Here is a 16,610-nt window from a genome sequence, read left to right as displayed (position 1 = left end):
CACGGGCCAACAACATTTCAATAATAGGGAAGAGGAGACGTCATGGCTCACGACGCCGACGCGAACAAGGCCAGCAAGCACTGGCTCTGGTTGCTGCTGTTGCCCTGGATCGCGATGATCTGGGTGCCGTCATACAACAAGGTCGAACCGCAACTGTTCGATTTTCCGTTCTTCTACTGGTATCAGCTCCTGTGGGTGCTGATCAGCGCCGTTATCACGGCGCTCGTGTACTTCAAGACCAAGACGCGCTCCACGAGCGGTCCGCAAGGGGGCGCACGCTAATGAACGCCACTGCAACCTTCGTTTTCGTGCTGTTTTTCATCGGCGTCACGATTCTCGGCTTTGTCGCGGCCCACTGGCGGCGCGGCGATCTCGCCCATCTGGAAGAGTGGGGCCTCGGCGGCCGGCGCTTCGGCACCATCGTCACCTGGTTCCTGCTGGGCGGCGACCTGTACACCGCGTACACCTTCATCGCCGTGCCGGCGCTGGTGTTCGGTGCGGGCGCAACCGGTTTCTTCGCGCTGCCTTACACGATCCTGATCTATCCGTTCGCGTTCGTGGTGTTCCCGAAACTGTGGAGCATCGCCAAACGTCAGGGCTACGTGACATCGGCGGACTTCGTGTCGGCACGCTACGGCAGCCGCATGCTCGCCCTCGCGATCGCCGTGACCGGTATCGTCGCGACCATGCCGTATATCGCGCTGCAACTGGTCGGTATCGAAGTGGTGATCGGCGCGCTCGGTTTCGACACCAAGGGCTTCGTCGGCGATCTGCCGCTGATCATCGCGTTCGCGATTCTGGCGGCCTACACGTACACCTCGGGCCTGCGCGCGCCGGCCATGATCGCGGTGGTGAAGGACGTCCTGATCTACATCGTGATCTTTGCCGCGATCATCGTGATTCCGCCGCAACTGGGCGGCTTCGGGCATATCTTCAGCATCGTGCCGCCGGCCAAGCTGCTGCTGAAGGCGCCGGACGTGTCGAGCCTGAACGGCTACAGCGCGTACGCCACACTGGCGGTGGGCTCGGCGCTCGCGCTGTTCCTGTATCCGCACTCGATCACCGCGGTGCTGTCGTCGAAGTCGGGTAACACGATCCGCCGCAACATGGCGATGCTGCCGGCTTATTCGCTGGTACTTGGCCTGCTCGCGCTGCTCGGCTTCATGGCGTTGGCCTCGGGCGTGAAGGACATGCCGGAATTCGCGCCGTACTTCAAGGCGTTCGGCCCGAACTTCGCGGTGCCGGCGCTGTTCCTGCACTTCTTCCCGTCGTGGTTCGTCGGCGTGGCGTTCGCGGCGATCGGGATCGGCGCGCTGGTGCCGGCGGCGATCATGTCGATCGCGGCGGCCAATCTGTACACGCGCAACATCCATAAGGAGTTCGTGAACCGCAACATGTCGCACGAGCAGGAGACCAATGTCGCGAAGCTGGTCTCGCTGATCGTGAAGGTCGGCGCGGTCGCGTTCATTCTCGGTCTGCCGCTCACGTACGCGATCCAGTTGCAACTGCTCGGCGGGATCTGGATCATCCAGACGCTGCCGGCGATCGTGCTCGGTCTGTACACGCGCGTGCTCGACTATCGCGGCCTGCTGGCCGGTTGGGCGGTGGGGATTGCAACCGGCACGTGGATGGCGATTTCGCTGAAGCTGGCGGGCTCGATCTTCACGATCCACCTGTTCGGTCTGGCGATTCCGGGCTACGCGGCGGTGTGGTCGCTGATCGTGAACCTGGTGGTGTCGGTGGTGGTCAGCCTGCTGGTGCGTGCGTTCGGCATGCAGCGCGCGGAGGATCGCACGCGTCCGGAAGACTATCTGGATGCGGTCGAGGGCTAACCGCGTCTGACTGGTTCCATCGCAGCATCGCAGCATGAAAAATAACGGCGCCCGCGGACGAAAGTTCGCGGGCGTCTGTCTTTATAGGACAGTTCAGGGCACGATAGCGGAACTGTGTTTCGAAGGCTTCGCCGCGCCGCCATGGCCTCTGCCGATTCCCACACCGTGATTCCCCGCCGCTCGGCGCTCAGCCGGATGGTGCGCGCGATCACCTCGCCGTATTACCGCTATCGCCACGCGAAGGTGCTGCATAGCCTGCGCGTTGGCCTGGCGATGCTGGTGTCGATTCTCGCGACCACCGGTATCGACATTCCGCATGGCATCTGGTCGTCGGTGACGTTGCTGGTGGTGATCGGCGGCTTGCAGCATCACGGCAATATCCGCAAGAAAGCCGCCGAGCGCGCGGCCGGCACGCTGCTCGGCGCGACCATCGGACTCGCGCTGATCCTGGTGCAGAATTTCACCGGCTCGCTGCCGTTGACCTATGTGCTGATGTCGATCGTCGCGGCGATCTGCGCGTGGTTCGCGATCGGCTCGTCCGGGTACATCGGGCTGTTGACGGCGATTACGATGTGCATCGTCGCCGGGCATGGCGACAACCTGATCGACGTCGGGCTGTGGCGCACGCTGAACGTGCTGATCGGCATTGTGATCGCGCTGGCGTTTTCGTTCGCGCTGCCGCTGCATGCCACCTATTCGTGGCGCTACGGCATCGCGGCCAATCTGCGCGAATGCGCGCGCATCTACACGCGGCTGATCGATGGCGAGACGATCAGCGAGGAAGAACAGGTCCAGCACTTTCTGGCGATCAACAAGCGGCTGGTGCAGTTGCGCGCGCTGATGCCCTCGGTCGCAAAAGAGATCGACGTGCCGCAGTCCAGACTCGAGGAGATCCAGCGGTTGCACCGTTCGGTGCTCAGTTCGCTCGAACTGCTCGCCACCGGTCCGCTGATGCACGCCGACGCGATGGCACGCGCCGCGTATGGTGCGCAGTGCGGCGCCGAAGTGCGCGCCGTGCGGGCGATTCTGCTGGCGATATCGCGCGGTTTGCGCTTCGGCCGGGCGACGCATTTTGGCATTCCGGCCGCGTCGCCGCTCGCGCAGGCGCATGGCGACGCGGCGCTCAAATTGCCGGCCGATCTGCAGGGGCCGTACTGGCTCGGTCAGCGGCTCGCCGAACAGGTGGACCGGCTGCGCGAGCTATTGCTGGAAACCGAGCCGAACTGGAATATCGAACGGCATTCGCGGACCTTGCTGAAGGTTTAGCCGCGTCTGCGGCATGGGGCGACGGCGTGTTCAGTCTTCCGGTAACGTCACCATCCACATCAGACCGAAGCGGTCCAGCACCATGCCGAAGCCCTTGCTCCAGAAGGTCGGTTGAAACGGCAGCGTCACCTGGCCGCCGTCGGCGAGCGCGTTGAAGTAGTGTTCGGCGACGGCGGGTTCGGCGGTAAGAGACAGCGCGAAGCCTTCCATTTTGGCGGCGGGATCGCAATGACCGTCCGAAGCCATCCAGACGGTCGAACCCATCTTGATCGACACGTGCATGATTTTTTCTTCCAGGCCGGCGCGCGGCGGGTTGTGCGGGTCGGGCGGCGCGTCTTTGTAGCGCATCTTGAGCAGCACTTCGGCGCCGAGTTTCTCGGTGTAATAGTCGAGCGCTTCTTCGCAACGGCCGTTGAAAAACACGTAAGGCTGAACGGACATGATCGTCTCCTGAAGTAGGAACAGCAGGCGCCGGCGACCCTCGGTAAACGGCCACGAAGGACGGACGTGGTGAAAATTGTAGTCGTCCGTTGCGGCGGGATCGTGACTTTATGTCGTAGGGCGGAGCGGGCTGCTGTAAACGGCAAACGGCCCCGAACCGTCAGGTCCGGGGCCGTTTGCAGAACAAACTTCGCGTCAAGCGCGGCGACTTACTGCGCCGCCGCCAATCCCACCGCCGACTGCAATCAACGCAGCGCTTCGATCAGCTTTTCCAGCTTGACCGCGTCCGCCGCGAACGCGCGGATGCCTTCGGCGAGCTTTTCGGTCGCCATGGCTTCGTCGTTGACGAGGAAACGGAACGACGATTCGTCCACCGGCACGCGTTCGATATCCGCGCCCTGCGAGACATCCGGCGACAGCTTGCGTTCGACCTTCTCGGTGCTTTCCTGCAGCTTTTGCAGCAGATCCGGGCTGATGGTCAGCAGATCGCAGCCGGCCAGTTCCAGAACCTGACCCGGGGTGCGGAAGCTCGCGCCCATCACCTCGGTCTTGTAGCCGAACTTCTTGTAGTACGCGTAGATGCGGCGCACCGACTTGACGCCCGGATCGTTGGCGCCGCCGTCTTTCGCTTCGTCCCACGCGCTGCCGGCGTTCTTCTTGTACCAGTCGTAAATACGGCCGACGAACGGCGAAATCAGTTGCGCGCCCGCTTCGGCGCACGCCGCGGCCTGTGCGAGCGAGAACAGCAGAGTCATGTTGCAGTGGATGCCTTCCTTCTGCAGCACTTCGGCCGCACGGATGCCTTCCCACGTGGACGCGAGCTTGATCAGCACGCGTTCGCGGCCAATGCCGTGATCCTGGTAGAGCGCGATCAACTCGCGGCCCTTGGCGATCGACGCTTCGGTGTCGAACGACAGGCGTGCATCGACTTCGGTCGACACGCGGCCCGGAATGATCTTGAGGATTTCGGTGCCGAACGCGATCAGCAACTGGTCGATGATCGCGCCGACCGGCTTCGACGCGTGCGCCTTCACGGTCTTTTCGAGCAGCGGCTTGTAGTCGTCTTTCTGAACAGCCTTCAGAATCAGCGACGGGTTGGTGGTCGCGTCCTGCGGCTTGTACTGGGCAAGCTGCTGGAAGTCGCCGGTATCGGCGACGACGGTGGTGTATTGCTTGAGTTGGTCGAGTGCGGTTGTCATGTTCGAGCCTTCAGGGCGCATGCGCGCCGTGGTTCAGGAGAAATGAGATCGCCGCCGGACTGATCGGATTCACCAGTGCCGGCGGCCGCGGGTCACGCTGCAGCGCTGCCCGTCATGGTGCCCGGGCATTTTGACGGAAAGCGCTGCCGGATGCTTCTATTCTATGGCGGATCGCCTGATGCAGGGTTGACACTTGCCCAGAGCAATCCGTTCACCATGATTTCGAGGGATGGCGGGCGCTCAGGCACGCCGCGCGTTCAGCACCACCTGGGTCACCACGCCCGCCACCAGCCCCCAGAACGCCGAGCCGATCGACAGCAGGGTCAGCCCGGAGGCCGTCACCATGAACGTTACCAGCGCCGCTTCGCGCTGCCTGACGTCCTGCATCGCATTGGCGAGGCCGCTCATGATCGAGCCGAACAGCGCCAGCGCCGCGACGGACACCACCAGCGCCTTCGGCAGTGCCGCGAACAGCGCGGCGATGGTCGCGCCGAACACCCCGGCGATCAGATAGAAAATGCCGCACCAGACCGCCGCGGTGTAGCGCTTGTCGCGGTTTTCGTGCGCCTCGGGGCCGGTGCAGATCGCCGCCGTGATCGCCGCAAGATTGATGCCGTGCGAACCGAACGGCGCGAGCAGCAGCGAGGCGAGGCCGGTCGTCGAAATCAGCGGCGCCGACGGCGTGCTGTAGCCGTCCGCGCGCAGCACGGCGATGCCCGGCACGTTCTGCGACGCCATCGCGACGACGAACAGCGGAATGCCGATGCTGACGCTGGCCGCGAGCGAAAACGCCGGCATCGTGAACACCGGATGCGCGAGCGCCACGTGAAAGCGGCTGAAATCGAGCAGACCGAGGCCGCCGGCGGCCGCCGTGCCGACGATCAGCGTCGTCACGATCGCATAGCGCGGAGCCAGCCGTTTGACGATCAGATAGGTGAAGAACATGGTCAGCACGAGCGCGGTCTGAAATTGCGCGGCGCGAAAAATTTCAATGCCGATCTCGAACAGAATCCCCGCCAGCAAAGCCGAGGCGATACCGGCCGGGATTTTTTTCATCAGCGTGTCGAACCAGCCGGTCAGACCGACCACTGTCAGCAGCACCGCGCAGACGATAAACGCGCCGATCGCCTCGGGATACGCCACATGCGGCAGCGACGACACCAGCAGCGCCGCGCCGGGCGTGGACCAGGCGATCACGATCGGCGCGCGAAAGCGCAGCGACAGGCCGATCGTGCAGACGGCCATGCCGATCGACAGCGCCCAGATCCACGACGAAATCTGCGCATCGCTCAGATGCGCGGCCTGACCCGCCTGGAACATCAGCACGAGCGAGCTGGTATAGCCGGTCATCATCGCGACGAAACCGGCGACGATGGTGGACAGCGAGGTGTCGGCGAACGGGTTGGAACGTCCCGGCGGCATGGCGGACGGGGACACATCGGGGGAGGCAGACGGACGCATGCGGCAGCTTTCTTATAGTTGAAGGTGAAGCAGGTGAAGATAAAGCACGAACGGATTTATTTGCTCAGCGCACGCATGGCGGTCTCCAACCCGGCGAGCGTGAGCGGATACATGCGGTGACCGAGCACCTCGCGGATCGCGCTGACCGACTGGCGATACGCCCAGAGCCCTTCCGGTTCGGGATTGAGCCACGCGTGATGCGGGAAGTGGTCGGCGAGTCGCCGTAGCCAGACCGCGCCGGCCTCGGGATTGTTGTATTCGACCGAGCCGCCCGGCTGCAGCACTTCGTACGGGCTCATGGTTGCGTCGCCGACGAAGATCAGCTTGTAGTCGGGCGTGAATTTGTGCAGCACGTCCCACGTCGGCATGCGTTCGGCGTGGCGGCGGCGGTTGTTCTTCCACAGGAAATCGTACACACAGTTGTGGAAGTAGTAGAACTCGAGGTGCTTGAACTCGGCCTTGGCGGCCGAGAACAGTTCCTCGACGCGCTTGATGTGGTCGTCCATCGAGCCGCCCACGTCGAGCAGCATCAGCACCTTCACCTTGTTGTGCCGCTCCGGGACCATCTTCAGGTCGAGCCAGCCGGCGTTCGCGGCGGTGCTGCGAATCGTGTCGGGCAGGTCGAGTTCCTCGGCGGCGCCTTCGCGCGCGAAGCGGCGCAGACGGCGCAGCGCGACCTTGATATTGCGGGTGCCGATCTCGACCTGGTCGTCGTAGTCGCGATAAGCGCGCGATTCCCACACTTTGACCGCGGTGCGGTTGCCCGCCGCGTCGCCGCCGATCCGCACGCCTTCCGGGTTATAGCCGCCGTTGCCGAACGGCGAGGTGCCGCCCGTGCCGATCCACTTGCTGCCGCCTTCGTGGCGCTCTTTCTGCTCGTCGAACAGTTCCTTGAGGCGCTCCATCAGCTTGTCGAGGCCGCCCATGGCTTCGATCTGCGCTTTTTCCTCCGGCGACAGATCGCGTTGCAGCTTCTTCTTCAGCCAGTCGAGCGGGACGTCGAAGGCCAGTTCGGACGCTTTCGCGACGCCGTTGAAATAGGCGCCGAACGCCTGGTCGAACTTGTCGAAATACTGCTCGTCCTTGACCAGCGTGATGCGTGAGAGGTAGTAAAACTCGTCGAGCGACGGCGCGATCACGTTGGCCTTGAGCGCCTCGAGCAGTGTCAGATATTCCTTCACCGACACCGGCAGCCTGGCGGCGCGCAGCGAGTAGAAGAAGTCGATCAGCATGCTGGGTCCTCGGCGGGTGGTCGGTGTGACGGGCTCGTCGGCGACGGGCGGCGTTGTGTCGGCGCCTGTGCGGCGCCGGCTCGTGCACGCGCCGGACGGCGATTAACGGTTATTGCGGTTCATGAAGATCAGCCGTTCGAACAGGCTCACGTCCTGTTCGTTCTTCAGCAGCGCGCCGTGCAGCGGCGGGATGATCTGCTTCTGGTCGGTCGAGCGCAGCGCTTCGGGCGGAATGTCTTCGGCGAGCAGCAGCTTGAGCCAGTCGAGCAGTTCCGAGGTGGACGGCTTCTTCTTCAGGCCGGCGACATTGCGCAGTTCGAAAAAGCTCTGCATGGCCGCGGCCAGCAGTTCTTTCTTGATGCCGGGGTAGTGCACCTCGACGATCTGCTGCATCGTGACCGGATCGGGAAATTTGATGTAGTGGAAAAAGCAGCGGCGCAGAAACGCGTCGGGCAATTCCTTCTCGTTGTTCGACGTGATGATCACGAGCGGGCGATGTTTCGCGCGGATCAACTCGTGCGTCTCGTACACGTAGAACTCCATGCGGTCGAGTTCGCGCAGCAGATCGTTCGGAAACTCGATGTCGGCCTTGTCGATCTCGTCGATCAGCAGCACGGTCTGCTCGTCCGCCTCGAAGGCCTGCCACAGCACGCCCTTCACGATGTAATTGCGGATGTCCTTGACGCGTTCGTCGCCGAGCTGCGAATCGCGCAGGCGCGACACCGCGTCGTACTCGTAGAGCCCTTGCTGGGCCTTGGTGGTGGACTTGATATGCCACTGCAGCAACGGCATACCGAGCGCGGCGGCGACTTCTTCCGCGAGCATGGTCTTGCCGGTGCCGGGTTCGCCCTTGATGAGCAGCGGGCGCTTCAGCGTCATCGCGGCGTTGACCGCGAGCTTGAGGTCGTCGGTGGCGACGTACTGCGATGAGCCTTCGAAACGCATGGCGAGATGCTCTTTTTTGGGAAAAAACCCAGTATAAGTCAGAAGGCCTGTTGGCCTGAAACGGGCTCGCGTAAGGTGTGACCCGCGTTGCCGCACGCCGGGGCCGGTGTCTGTCAGGTGCGGGAGACTGGCCCGAAACGCTCGCCCGGTAGGCCCGGTAGGCGGGTCGCCGGGGCTGCCCACCCCGCTCGGTGGACGTTTCGCGCAGCGTCGCGGTACAATTAGCCCGATTTTTTTGGCCTGCGTGGCTACCCTATAAGAAGAACGGCGCGGGCCGTTGCCTTTTTGGGCGCCCGTTCCCCTCATGCCAGGTTACATGCTATGAATAAATTCGTCGGCAAACACGTCGTGATCGCAGCGCTGTCGGTGCTCGCGGGCTACGCGGCCAGTGTGCAGGCAGCGGATGTCGTAGGCAACGCCAAGGCGGGCCAGGGCAAGGTCGCAATGTGTATCGGCTGCCACGGCATTCCCGAATACCGTACGGCTTACCCTGAGGTGTACCGGGTGCCCATGCTGGGCGGCCAGAATCAGCAGTACCTCGAAAACGCCATGCACGGTTACAAGAAGGGCGACCGCCACTTCGAAACCATGCATGCGATCACCACGTCGCTGTCCGATCAGGACATCGCCGACATCGCCGCTTACTACGCAGCGCAAAATTCCTCTTCGAAAAGCAATCCCGACAAGTGATCGGCCGCGGTTGTCCGCCCAGTCACCCGGTTAATCAATTCGCGGGATAGGAGAATTCATGAATAAGCCACAACAGGCACTCCACACGGTGTTCAAGGCTGCATGCGCGTCGGCGGCAGTAATCGGTCTGGTTGCAGCGAACGTCGCGCATGCCGCCGACGCCGGCAACGGCAAGGTGCTGGCCGACGCCCACAACTGCGCGGCGTGCCATGGTGTCAACCTGAACAAGCCGGTGAGCCCGGAGTATCCGAAGCTCGCCGGTCAGCACGCCGATTACATTTACTGGGCGCTGCGCCAATACCAGATGGGCAACGGCAACCCGCATCTCGGTCGCAACAACGCGATCATGCAGGCGCAGGTGCAGAGCTTGTCGCAAGGCGATATGAAAGACATCGCCGCTTATGTCGAATCGCTGAACGGCGATCTGGTGCAGAAGAAGTAAGCAGCGCGTCCGGCTGGTTGCGCTACGGCTTCCGGATCGAAAAGCAAACACCCCGCTTCGGCGGGGTGTTTGCTTTTGGGGCGTCGGTTTTGGGTTTGTCTCGGACGTCAGTCGCGAGTGGCGCGCCGCTCGATACGCTGCAGATACGCGTCCGTGTCCGGCGGTGTGCCGGTGCGCTGTGCTTCCCAGATGGTCTCGCCGAGGCAGTCCATGATCGCGTGCTGCGCCTCGTGGGTCGAGCCGAGCCGCGCTGCGAGCCGCTCGTGCGCCGCGCGAATGCCGGGCGGCTGGTCGATCGACAACTGTTCGGTGATCGCCAGATGCATGGACAGATGCAGGAACGGATTGGTCTGGCCGCGCTCGGGCGAGTAGTCCTGGGCTTGCGCGGCGTCGCCGTCGGTGAGGTCGGCGTGGTATTCGGGGTGCTCGACGATCCAGTCGGCGGCGATCGCCTCCAGCGGCGTCAGAATTTCGCCTTGGCGCTGCTTGCGCCAGGTGTCGGTGAAAAAGAGGCGGACTTCGTCGCGGCTGGGATTGAACATCGTGGGACCGGTGCTGTGGGTGAGGCGTTATGTGGGGCGGCGAGCCGCCCGTGAAGCGCAACATTTTACGCCGGGACCGGGCGCCCCGCCGGGCGGGCGCTCATAGATCCGGCGGCGGTGTCTTCGGCCGGAACTCGCAGAGCGGTTCGATCACGCAATGCCAGCATTCCGGCTTGCGCGCCTTGCACACATACCGGCCGTGCAGGATCAGCCAGTGGTGCGCGTCCTGCCTGAACTCGGCGGGCGTGAATTTCTCCAGCGCCGCTTCGACCGTGCGCACGTCTTTGCCGGGCGCCAGGCCGGTTCGATTGGCAACCCGAAAGATGTGCGTGTCCACGGCGATGGTCGGATGACCGAACGCGGTATTCAGAATGACGTTGGCGGTCTTGCGGCCGACACCCGGCAGGCTTTCGAGCGCCTCGCGATCTTCGGGCACTCCGCCGCCGTACTGGTCGAGCAGAATCCGGCAGGTCGCGATGACGTTCTTTGCCTTGGTCCGGTACAGGCCGATGGTCTTGATATACCCGGTCACGCCTTCCTCGCCGAGATCGAACACCTGCTGCGGCGTGTTCGCGACCGGAAACATCTTGCGCATCGCCTTGTTGACCGACACGTCGGTTGCCTGTGCGGACAGCAGCACGGCAATCAGCAGTTCGAACGGCGAGGTGTACTCGAGCTCGGTGGTCGGATGCGGGTTGAGACTCTGAAGCGTTTCGTAGATGGCGCGGCGTTTGTTCGCGTTCATGCTGAGTGAGCGTGCGGGTGCGGGGGCTGTTAGTGCGGCTTGGACGACGGGCCGGTTTTGGCGGCGGCGCCGGCGGGGGTGGTGTTGGCCGAGCTGTCGTCGCTCTGGCCGGCGCCGGCATTGCCTGCGGCGAGTGCGAGACGGCGGCGGCGTGCTTCGGCGGCGTCGATCTGCGCTTGCACGTCCGCGCTGACCTGCTCGGTGTTCAGCGGTCCCTGTCCCTTGGCCGCCAATTCTTCTTTCTTCTTGCGAGCGCGTTCGAGCGCGGCCTGAATGATCGCGCGTTTCTTCGCGTCGGCGTCTTCCACGGCGGCGGCCGCCGGTGCAGCCGTCGCGCCGGCTTCGATCGTTTGGGCTGTTTGTGCCGCTGCGGCAGGGGCGCCGCTGCCGGCTCGCCGCGCTGCAGCACGCGCCTCGGCGGCTTCGCGTTCGCGCGCAAGGCGCCCTTCACGCCGGTTATGTTGCTCGCGCGCCGCGTCGGCCTGGCTTTGGCTCCACGCGTCCCAACCGGTTGCCGCACCGGTGACCGGCGGTAGCGCGATACAGTCGACCGGGCAGGGCGGCACGCACAGATCGCAGCCGGTGCAGCGATCGGCGATTACCGTATGCATCTGTTTCGGTGCGCCAACTATCGCGTCCACCGGACACGCCTGCATGCACAACGTGCAGCCGATGCAAACCTGTTCGTCGATAACCGCCAACGGCCGGGGCCTTTCGGCGCCGTTGGCGGAATTGAGCGCGAGCACCGGCTTGCCGAGCAACGCAGCGAGACGCGCGACGCCTTCGGCACCGCCCGGCGGGCACTGGTTATAGAGGGCTTCGCCGCTCGCGACGGCTTCGGCATAAGGCCGGCACGCGGGGTAACCGCACTTCGTGCATTGCGTCTGGGGGAGCAGATCTTCAATGCGATCTGCGAGTGTTTTATTGTCTGTCACGGTCACGACGTTGGGGCTTGGCTTGCGGCCGCACAGCTTGAACTAAATAGCACATTATCGCCGATTTCCCCAATTGCCATCCGCAATCCATGTGCCATAATCGAAGCGCTTTTTCGAAAGACCGCAGAAGGGTGTCCCCCAACCATGGCGCGCCCGTTCAACGCTGTCGGTGCAAGGTCCGAGGAGAGACCGGCGGCGCGATCCGGATAACGCGGCTCACGAAGATGATGCCACCATGAATCAGCCGAAAATCAAAAGAGATCCTGAAGGCACGCGGCGCCGCATTCTGCTTGCGGCGGCCGAAGAGTTTGCAAATGGTGGGCTATTCGGCGCGCGCGTCGATCAGATCGCCCGCCGCGCGGAGACGAATGAACGCATGCTCTATTACTACTTCGGTAGCAAGGAGCAGCTTTTTACTGCGGTACTCGAGCACGCGTTCAGCGCGCTCAACGAAGCGGAACGCACGCTCGAACTGGCCGGCATCGCGCCGGTCGAGGCGGTCACGCGGCTCGCGCATTTTGTTTGGGATTACTACCGCGATCATCCCGAACTGCTGCGTCTCATCAACAACGAAAATCTGCATGAAGCACGCTACATGCAGAAGTCGACACGCATCCGCGAAATGATCTCGCCGATCGTCGCCACGCTCGGCGGCATTCTCGAGCGGGGTCAACGCGCGGGACTGTTTCGCACCAACGTCGATCCGTTGCGCTTCTATGTGACGCTGTCCGGCATGGGTTATTACATCGTGTCGAACCGCTTCACGCTCGAAGCCACCCTTGGCCGCGATTTCAGCAGTGCGGCCGAACGCAGCGAAGTGATTCAGATGAACACCGAGTTGCTGCTCGCGTATCTGTTGCGAAAGTAGCGGCGAATATCGCGCTGAGCGGAATGCCGCGTTATTCGCGCGGTATTCCTAACCGTCGTATTCGCGCCATCGCTTGCCGGTTTCACTAACGACAACGGCCTCCGAAGAGGCCGTTGTGAGTCACTGCGCGCGCTGGGTGTTGCAGGCCAGTCAGGCTTCGACTTTTTCCTTCACGACCTTCGCCACCTTATTGTGCTCGAGGATAAAGTCGCGCAGCTGCGGATAGATGATGGTGCGCCAGCGGCGCCCCGAGAAAATGCCGTAGTGTCCGCACTTTTCCGCCGTGAAGTGACGCTTGTCCTTCTCCGGAATGCCGGTGCAGAGATCGTGCGCGGCATAGGTCTGGCCGTCGCCGGAAATATCGTCGAGCTCGCCTTCGATGGTGAACAGCGCGGTCTTCGTGATGTCCTGCGGACGCACACGTTCACCGGATACGTCCCACGTGCCTTCGGCCAGATTGAAGTCCTGGAACACCACGCGGATCGTGTCGAGATAGTAATCGGCGTCCATGTCGAGCACGGCGTTGTACTCGTCGTAGAAACGGCGATGCGCTTCCGCGTCGTCTTCGTCGCCGCGCAGCAGGCTCTGGTAGAAGTCCCAGTGCGAAGCCGCGTGACGTTCCGGATTCATCGCGACGAAACCGGTGTGCTGCAGAAAGCCCGGGTAAACCTTACGGCCCACGCCCGGATAATTCGGCGGCACCGTGAAGATCACGTTGTTCTCGAACCATTGGTGCGAGTGCTGCGTGGCGAGCGAGTTGACCGAGGTCGGGCTCTTACGCGCGTCGATCGGGCCGCCCATCATCGTCATGGTACGCGGCGTGTCTTCGCCGCGGCTCGCCATCAGCGAAATGGCGGCGAGCACCGGCACCGTAGGCTGGCATACCGAAATGACGTGCAGATTCTTCGCGCCGATGTGGCGGATGAATTCCTGAATGTACGCGACGTAATCGTCCAGACGGAATTCGCCGGCTTCGAGCGGCACCATGCGGGCATCGATCCAGTCGGTCAGGTAGACCTTGTGGTCCTGCAACAACGTGCGCACGGTATCGCGCAGCAGCGTGGCGTGGTGGCCCGACAACGGCGCGCACACCAGCACGACCGGCTCGTCTTTCAATTGGGTAACAGCGTCGCTGTCGTCCGCGAAACGCTTGAAGCGCATCAGGCGGCAAAACGGTTTTTCGATGATCGCTTGTTCGATGATCGGAATGTTGTGACCGTCTTTGACAATCTGATGAAGGTTGAACTCAGGCTTTTCGTAATCCTTGCCGAGCCGGTAGAGCAGTTCGTAACCGGCCGAGAGGCGCGTGGCGCCGGGCACATAAGCTAGCGGGCTGGCGGGATTCGCGAATGATTTGGAAGCGGCCTGGGCCCAGGCGGTGAGAGGGCTCAACATCGCCCGCTGGAATTCGTGCAATTGGTAGAGCATAGGTGCTCCGTTTCAAGGCGGTTCGCATGGGGCTTCGCAAACACGCGTAGGGCGTTGTGGCGGGCCAAATTGGTTGTGGGCGCATTGATTTTCGGCCAACAATCTGTCCGATCATATCGAACAACGCCTACTTGTGCAATGCAGCAATTTGCGTACTGCATGCACGCAAACTGTCATTGAATCATGCTACTGGCGATGCTGCTGCGCCGCTATCGGGGCTTGCCTCAGCCTCAAGTTCCGACTGTCCGGTGCCGTTATGCGGCGGCTGGCCGGTAGCCTGAGCCATCTGCTGTTCGTGTTTCATCAGGTTCAGGCCGGTGTGAACCAGCGCCACATGCGAAAACGCCTGCGGGAAATTGCCGACCAGGCGTTTCGTCGCCGGATCGTATTCTTCCGCGAGCAAGCCGACGTCGTTGGCGAGCGCGAGCAGCCGCTCGTACATGGCGATCGCTTCGTCGAGGCGGCCTTGCAGCGCCAGGTTGTCCACCATCCAGAACGAGCACGCGAGAAACGTGCCTTCGCCGGGCGGCAGACCGTCGTCGAATTCGGTGGTGCGGTAGCGCATCACGAAGCCGTCGTGCATCAGATTTTTTTCGATCGCCGCGACCGTGCCCTTGACCCGTGGATCGTCGGGCGGCAGGAAGCCGACCATCGGCATCAGCAGGACGCTGGCGTCGAGCTGATCGCTGCCGTACGACTGCGAGAAGGCGTCGAGCGTGGGGTTCCAGGCCTGTTCGCAGACCTGCGCGTGAATCGTGGCGCGGGTCGCGCGCCAGGCGTCGAGCGGGCCGTCGAGTTTGAACATCTCCGCCGAACGGATCGCGCGGTCGAACGCGACCCACGCCATCACCTTCGAGAACGTAAAATGCTGGCGGCCGCCGCGGGTTTCCCAGATGCCTTCGTCGGGTTCCTGCCAGATCGTGTCGAGGTGGCTCAGCAGCGCGCGCTGCACGTTCCACGCGGTGTCGTCCGCCTGCAGGCCGCCCACGCGCGCCAGATGCAGCGCGTTCATCACCTCGCCATACACGTCGAGCTGCCGCTGGCCGACCGCGTTGTTGCCGATCCGCACCGGCTTGGCGTCCTGATAGCCCGGCAGCCAGTCGATCTCGAACTCGGGCAACCGCCGTTCGCCGGCAATGCCGTACATGATCTGCAATTGATCCGGCGCGCCGGCCATTACGCGGCCGAGCCAGCTGCGCCATGCGCGTGCTTCGTCGAAATAGCCGCCGCGCATCATGGCGAGCAGCGTGATGGTGGCGTCGCGCAGCCAGCAATAGCGGTAGTCCCAGTTGCGCGTACCGCCGAGCTGTTCCGGCAGCGAGGTGGTGGGCGCGGCGACGATGCCGCCGGTCGGCTCGTAGGCGAGCGCCTTCAACGTGATCAGCGAGCGGCGGATCGGCTCGGCCCAACGTCCTTCGACGGTGCCGCGCGCCGACCATTCGAGCCAGTGATTTTCGGTGCGCGCGAGCGACGTATGCGGATCGCGCGCGGGTGGAATGCGCAGATGCGAGGGCGCGTAGGCGAGCGAAAACGGTACGCGTTCGCCTGCGTTCACGGTGAATTCGGCGACGGTTTTCATCTCCTCGCCGCGCAATTCGACCGGCGTGCGCAGCACGGCGGTGTCCGGCCCGACGATCGCCTTGATGCCGCTGTCGTGCTTCAGCCGATCCACCCACGGCACGGAAAAGCCGTAGTCGAAGCGCAGCACCAGTTCCATCTTCATGCGTACGCTGCCGCGTTTGCCGACCACGATGCGCACCATCTCCGACCAGCCGTTGCCGGGCGGCATGAAGTCGATCAGCGTGACGGCGCCCTCGGGCGTTTCGATGTCGGTTTCGAGGATCAGCGTTTCGCCGCGATACTGGCGCGTCACGGTTGGGGTGGCGTCCGTGACCGGCGCGATCAGCCAGCGGCCGTTGTCGGGCGTGCCGAGCAGGGCGGCGAAGCAGGCGCCGGAGTCGAAACGCGGCCAGCAGAGCCAGTCGACGGAACCGTCGCGGGAGACGAGCGCGGCCGTGTGGCCGTCGCCGATAAGCGCATAGTCTTCGATGAGTGCGGGCATGGAGTAGCGTGTCAGAGTGACGCACGGCGAGCACCGCCGTGCGCAAGGTCGTGGTTATTACCGGACTCGCCTAATGCGCTTTGGTTCACCGGGCAATACCGCGAAACGCGGGTTGGTAAATTGTCAAATCCCTGCCTACAATCGGAACTCGAGCCGATGCCCGGAGCGCTCCGGATCGTGATCGGCCTTGCCCATGGCGCATAGAGACGCCGCTTCCGAGGATCCGAACGATGCTGAACCCGTCGAAAACCGATTGCATCACCATACTCTCGGCCGCGAGCAAAGTGGCCGACGATTCGATGTTGCCTCTCGATCACGGCCGGCTGGGCCTAAGCCGCAACGGCATGTTGACGGCCATGGCGTTTCTGGTCGAACGGGCCTGCTTTCGCCGCTATCAACACGGTGACGGCCATTATGCCGTCGGCGGATTGTCGTTGCAGGGGCGGCTGCGCCTCGAGCAGCTTTCGAACGGCTGACTGTCGGCCTTGACCGGCGGCCGCGCGTCGAACCCACGCTGAAGCG

The 16,610-nt window shown here is 63.3% G+C and carries 17 protein-coding genes; 7 read left to right on the top strand and 10 right to left on the bottom strand.

The window, feature by feature from the left end:
- Positions 1-42 precede the first annotated feature (42 nt).
- From BX591_RS09475 to BX591_RS09465, 3 genes are all read left to right on the top strand, one after another.
- Positions 43-282, top strand: coding sequence for a DUF3311 domain-containing protein (locus BX591_RS09475; RefSeq protein WP_105507641.1), 240 nt, complete (start codon positions 43-45; stop codon positions 280-282).
- Entirely contained in the window at positions 282-1,832 is a 1,551-nt protein-coding gene (gene mctP / locus BX591_RS09470) for a monocarboxylate uptake permease MctP (RefSeq protein WP_111930554.1), read from the top strand. Before BX591_RS09475 ends, mctP begins: the two co-directional genes overlap by 1 nt.
- A 141-nt stretch (positions 1,833-1,973) precedes the next feature.
- Positions 1,974-3,098, top strand: coding sequence for an FUSC family protein (locus tag BX591_RS09465; RefSeq protein ID WP_176343050.1), 1,125 nt, complete (start codon positions 1,974-1,976; stop codon positions 3,096-3,098).
- A 30-nt stretch (positions 3,099-3,128) separates the two neighbouring features.
- On the opposite strand, the gene BX591_RS09460 is transcribed toward BX591_RS09465, so the two are convergent.
- From BX591_RS09460 to BX591_RS09440, 5 genes are all read right to left on the bottom strand, one after another.
- Positions 3,129-3,539 carry a VOC family protein gene (locus tag BX591_RS09460; RefSeq protein ID WP_111930550.1) on the bottom strand — a complete coding sequence of 137 codons (411 nt, stop codon included), beginning with the start codon at positions 3,537-3,539 and terminating at the stop codon, positions 3,129-3,131.
- Positions 3,540-3,784: 245 nt separating this feature from the next.
- Positions 3,785-4,738 carry a transaldolase gene (gene tal, locus BX591_RS09455; protein WP_111930548.1) on the bottom strand — a complete coding sequence of 318 codons (954 nt, stop codon included), beginning with the start codon at positions 4,736-4,738 and terminating at the stop codon, positions 3,785-3,787.
- 240 nt (positions 4,739-4,978) lie between these two features.
- Complete coding sequence (locus BX591_RS09450; RefSeq protein ID WP_111930546.1) at positions 4,979-6,199, bottom strand: benzoate/H(+) symporter BenE family transporter; 1,221 nt, start codon at positions 6,197-6,199, stop codon at positions 4,979-4,981.
- A gap of 56 nt (positions 6,200-6,255) precedes the next feature.
- Complete coding sequence (locus BX591_RS09445) at positions 6,256-7,431, bottom strand: vWA domain-containing protein (RefSeq protein ID WP_111930544.1); 1,176 nt, start codon at positions 7,429-7,431, stop codon at positions 6,256-6,258.
- Between the two features lie 102 nt (positions 7,432-7,533).
- Positions 7,534-8,376, bottom strand: coding sequence for an AAA family ATPase (locus BX591_RS09440; protein WP_105507648.1), 843 nt, complete (start codon positions 8,374-8,376; stop codon positions 7,534-7,536).
- Positions 8,377-8,697: 321 nt separating this feature from the next.
- Here BX591_RS09440 and BX591_RS09435 point away from each other — a divergent pair, with 321 nt between their 5' ends.
- Together BX591_RS09435 and BX591_RS09430 are read left to right on the top strand one after the other, a co-directional pair.
- Positions 8,698-9,066: a c-type cytochrome gene (locus BX591_RS09435; RefSeq protein WP_035551998.1), complete on the top strand. Its 369-nt coding sequence runs from the start codon at positions 8,698-8,700 to the stop codon at positions 9,064-9,066.
- A gap of 58 nt (positions 9,067-9,124) precedes the next feature.
- Entirely contained in the window at positions 9,125-9,508 is a 384-nt protein-coding gene (locus BX591_RS09430; protein WP_105507649.1) for a c-type cytochrome, read from the top strand.
- 107 nt (positions 9,509-9,615) lie between these two features.
- Here the strand turns inward: BX591_RS09430 and BX591_RS09425 are convergent, their stop codons facing one another.
- From BX591_RS09425 to rsxB, 3 genes are all read right to left on the bottom strand, one after another.
- Positions 9,616-10,050, bottom strand: a complete 435-nt coding sequence (locus BX591_RS09425; RefSeq protein ID WP_035551992.1) for a DUF1841 family protein — start codon at positions 10,048-10,050, stop codon at positions 9,616-9,618.
- A 100-nt stretch (positions 10,051-10,150) separates the two neighbouring features.
- A complete protein-coding gene (nth, locus tag BX591_RS09420) occupies positions 10,151-10,795 on the bottom strand; it encodes an endonuclease III (RefSeq protein WP_111930542.1) in 645 nt (214 codons plus the stop codon).
- 29 nt (positions 10,796-10,824) lie between these two features.
- On the bottom strand, positions 10,825-11,730 hold the full coding sequence (gene rsxB / locus BX591_RS09415) for an electron transport complex subunit RsxB (protein ID WP_167444516.1): 906 nt from the start codon (positions 11,728-11,730) through the stop codon (positions 10,825-10,827).
- A 235-nt stretch (positions 11,731-11,965) separates the two neighbouring features.
- On the opposite strand from rsxB, the gene BX591_RS09410 reads away from it, so the two are divergent.
- The gene (locus BX591_RS09410; protein ID WP_105507651.1) at positions 11,966-12,598 is read left to right on the top strand and encodes a TetR/AcrR family transcriptional regulator; all 633 of its coding nucleotides are present in this window, start codon (positions 11,966-11,968) and stop codon (positions 12,596-12,598) included.
- 150 nt (positions 12,599-12,748) lie between these two features.
- Here the strand turns inward: BX591_RS09410 and BX591_RS09405 are convergent, their stop codons facing one another.
- Both BX591_RS09405 and BX591_RS09400 read right to left on the bottom strand, forming a co-directional pair.
- Positions 12,749-14,026, bottom strand: coding sequence for a polyhydroxyalkanoate depolymerase (locus tag BX591_RS09405; protein ID WP_111930538.1), 1,278 nt, complete (start codon positions 14,024-14,026; stop codon positions 12,749-12,751).
- Positions 14,027-14,207: 181 nt separating this feature from the next.
- Positions 14,208-16,088, bottom strand: a complete 1,881-nt coding sequence (locus BX591_RS09400; RefSeq protein ID WP_111930536.1) for a glycoside hydrolase family 15 protein — start codon at positions 16,086-16,088, stop codon at positions 14,208-14,210.
- Between the two features lie 230 nt (positions 16,089-16,318).
- Between BX591_RS09400 and BX591_RS09395 the strand changes: the two genes are divergently transcribed.
- The gene (locus tag BX591_RS09395; RefSeq protein WP_105507654.1) at positions 16,319-16,564 is read left to right on the top strand and encodes a hypothetical protein; all 246 of its coding nucleotides are present in this window, start codon (positions 16,319-16,321) and stop codon (positions 16,562-16,564) included.
- Positions 16,565-16,610: the final 46 nt, after the last annotated feature.

The organism is Paraburkholderia bryophila, assembly GCF_003269035.1.
In the GTDB taxonomy this organism is placed as follows: Bacteria; Pseudomonadota; Gammaproteobacteria; order Burkholderiales; family Burkholderiaceae; genus Paraburkholderia; species Paraburkholderia bryophila.
This window is presented reverse-complemented; position numbering and strand designations above follow the sequence as displayed.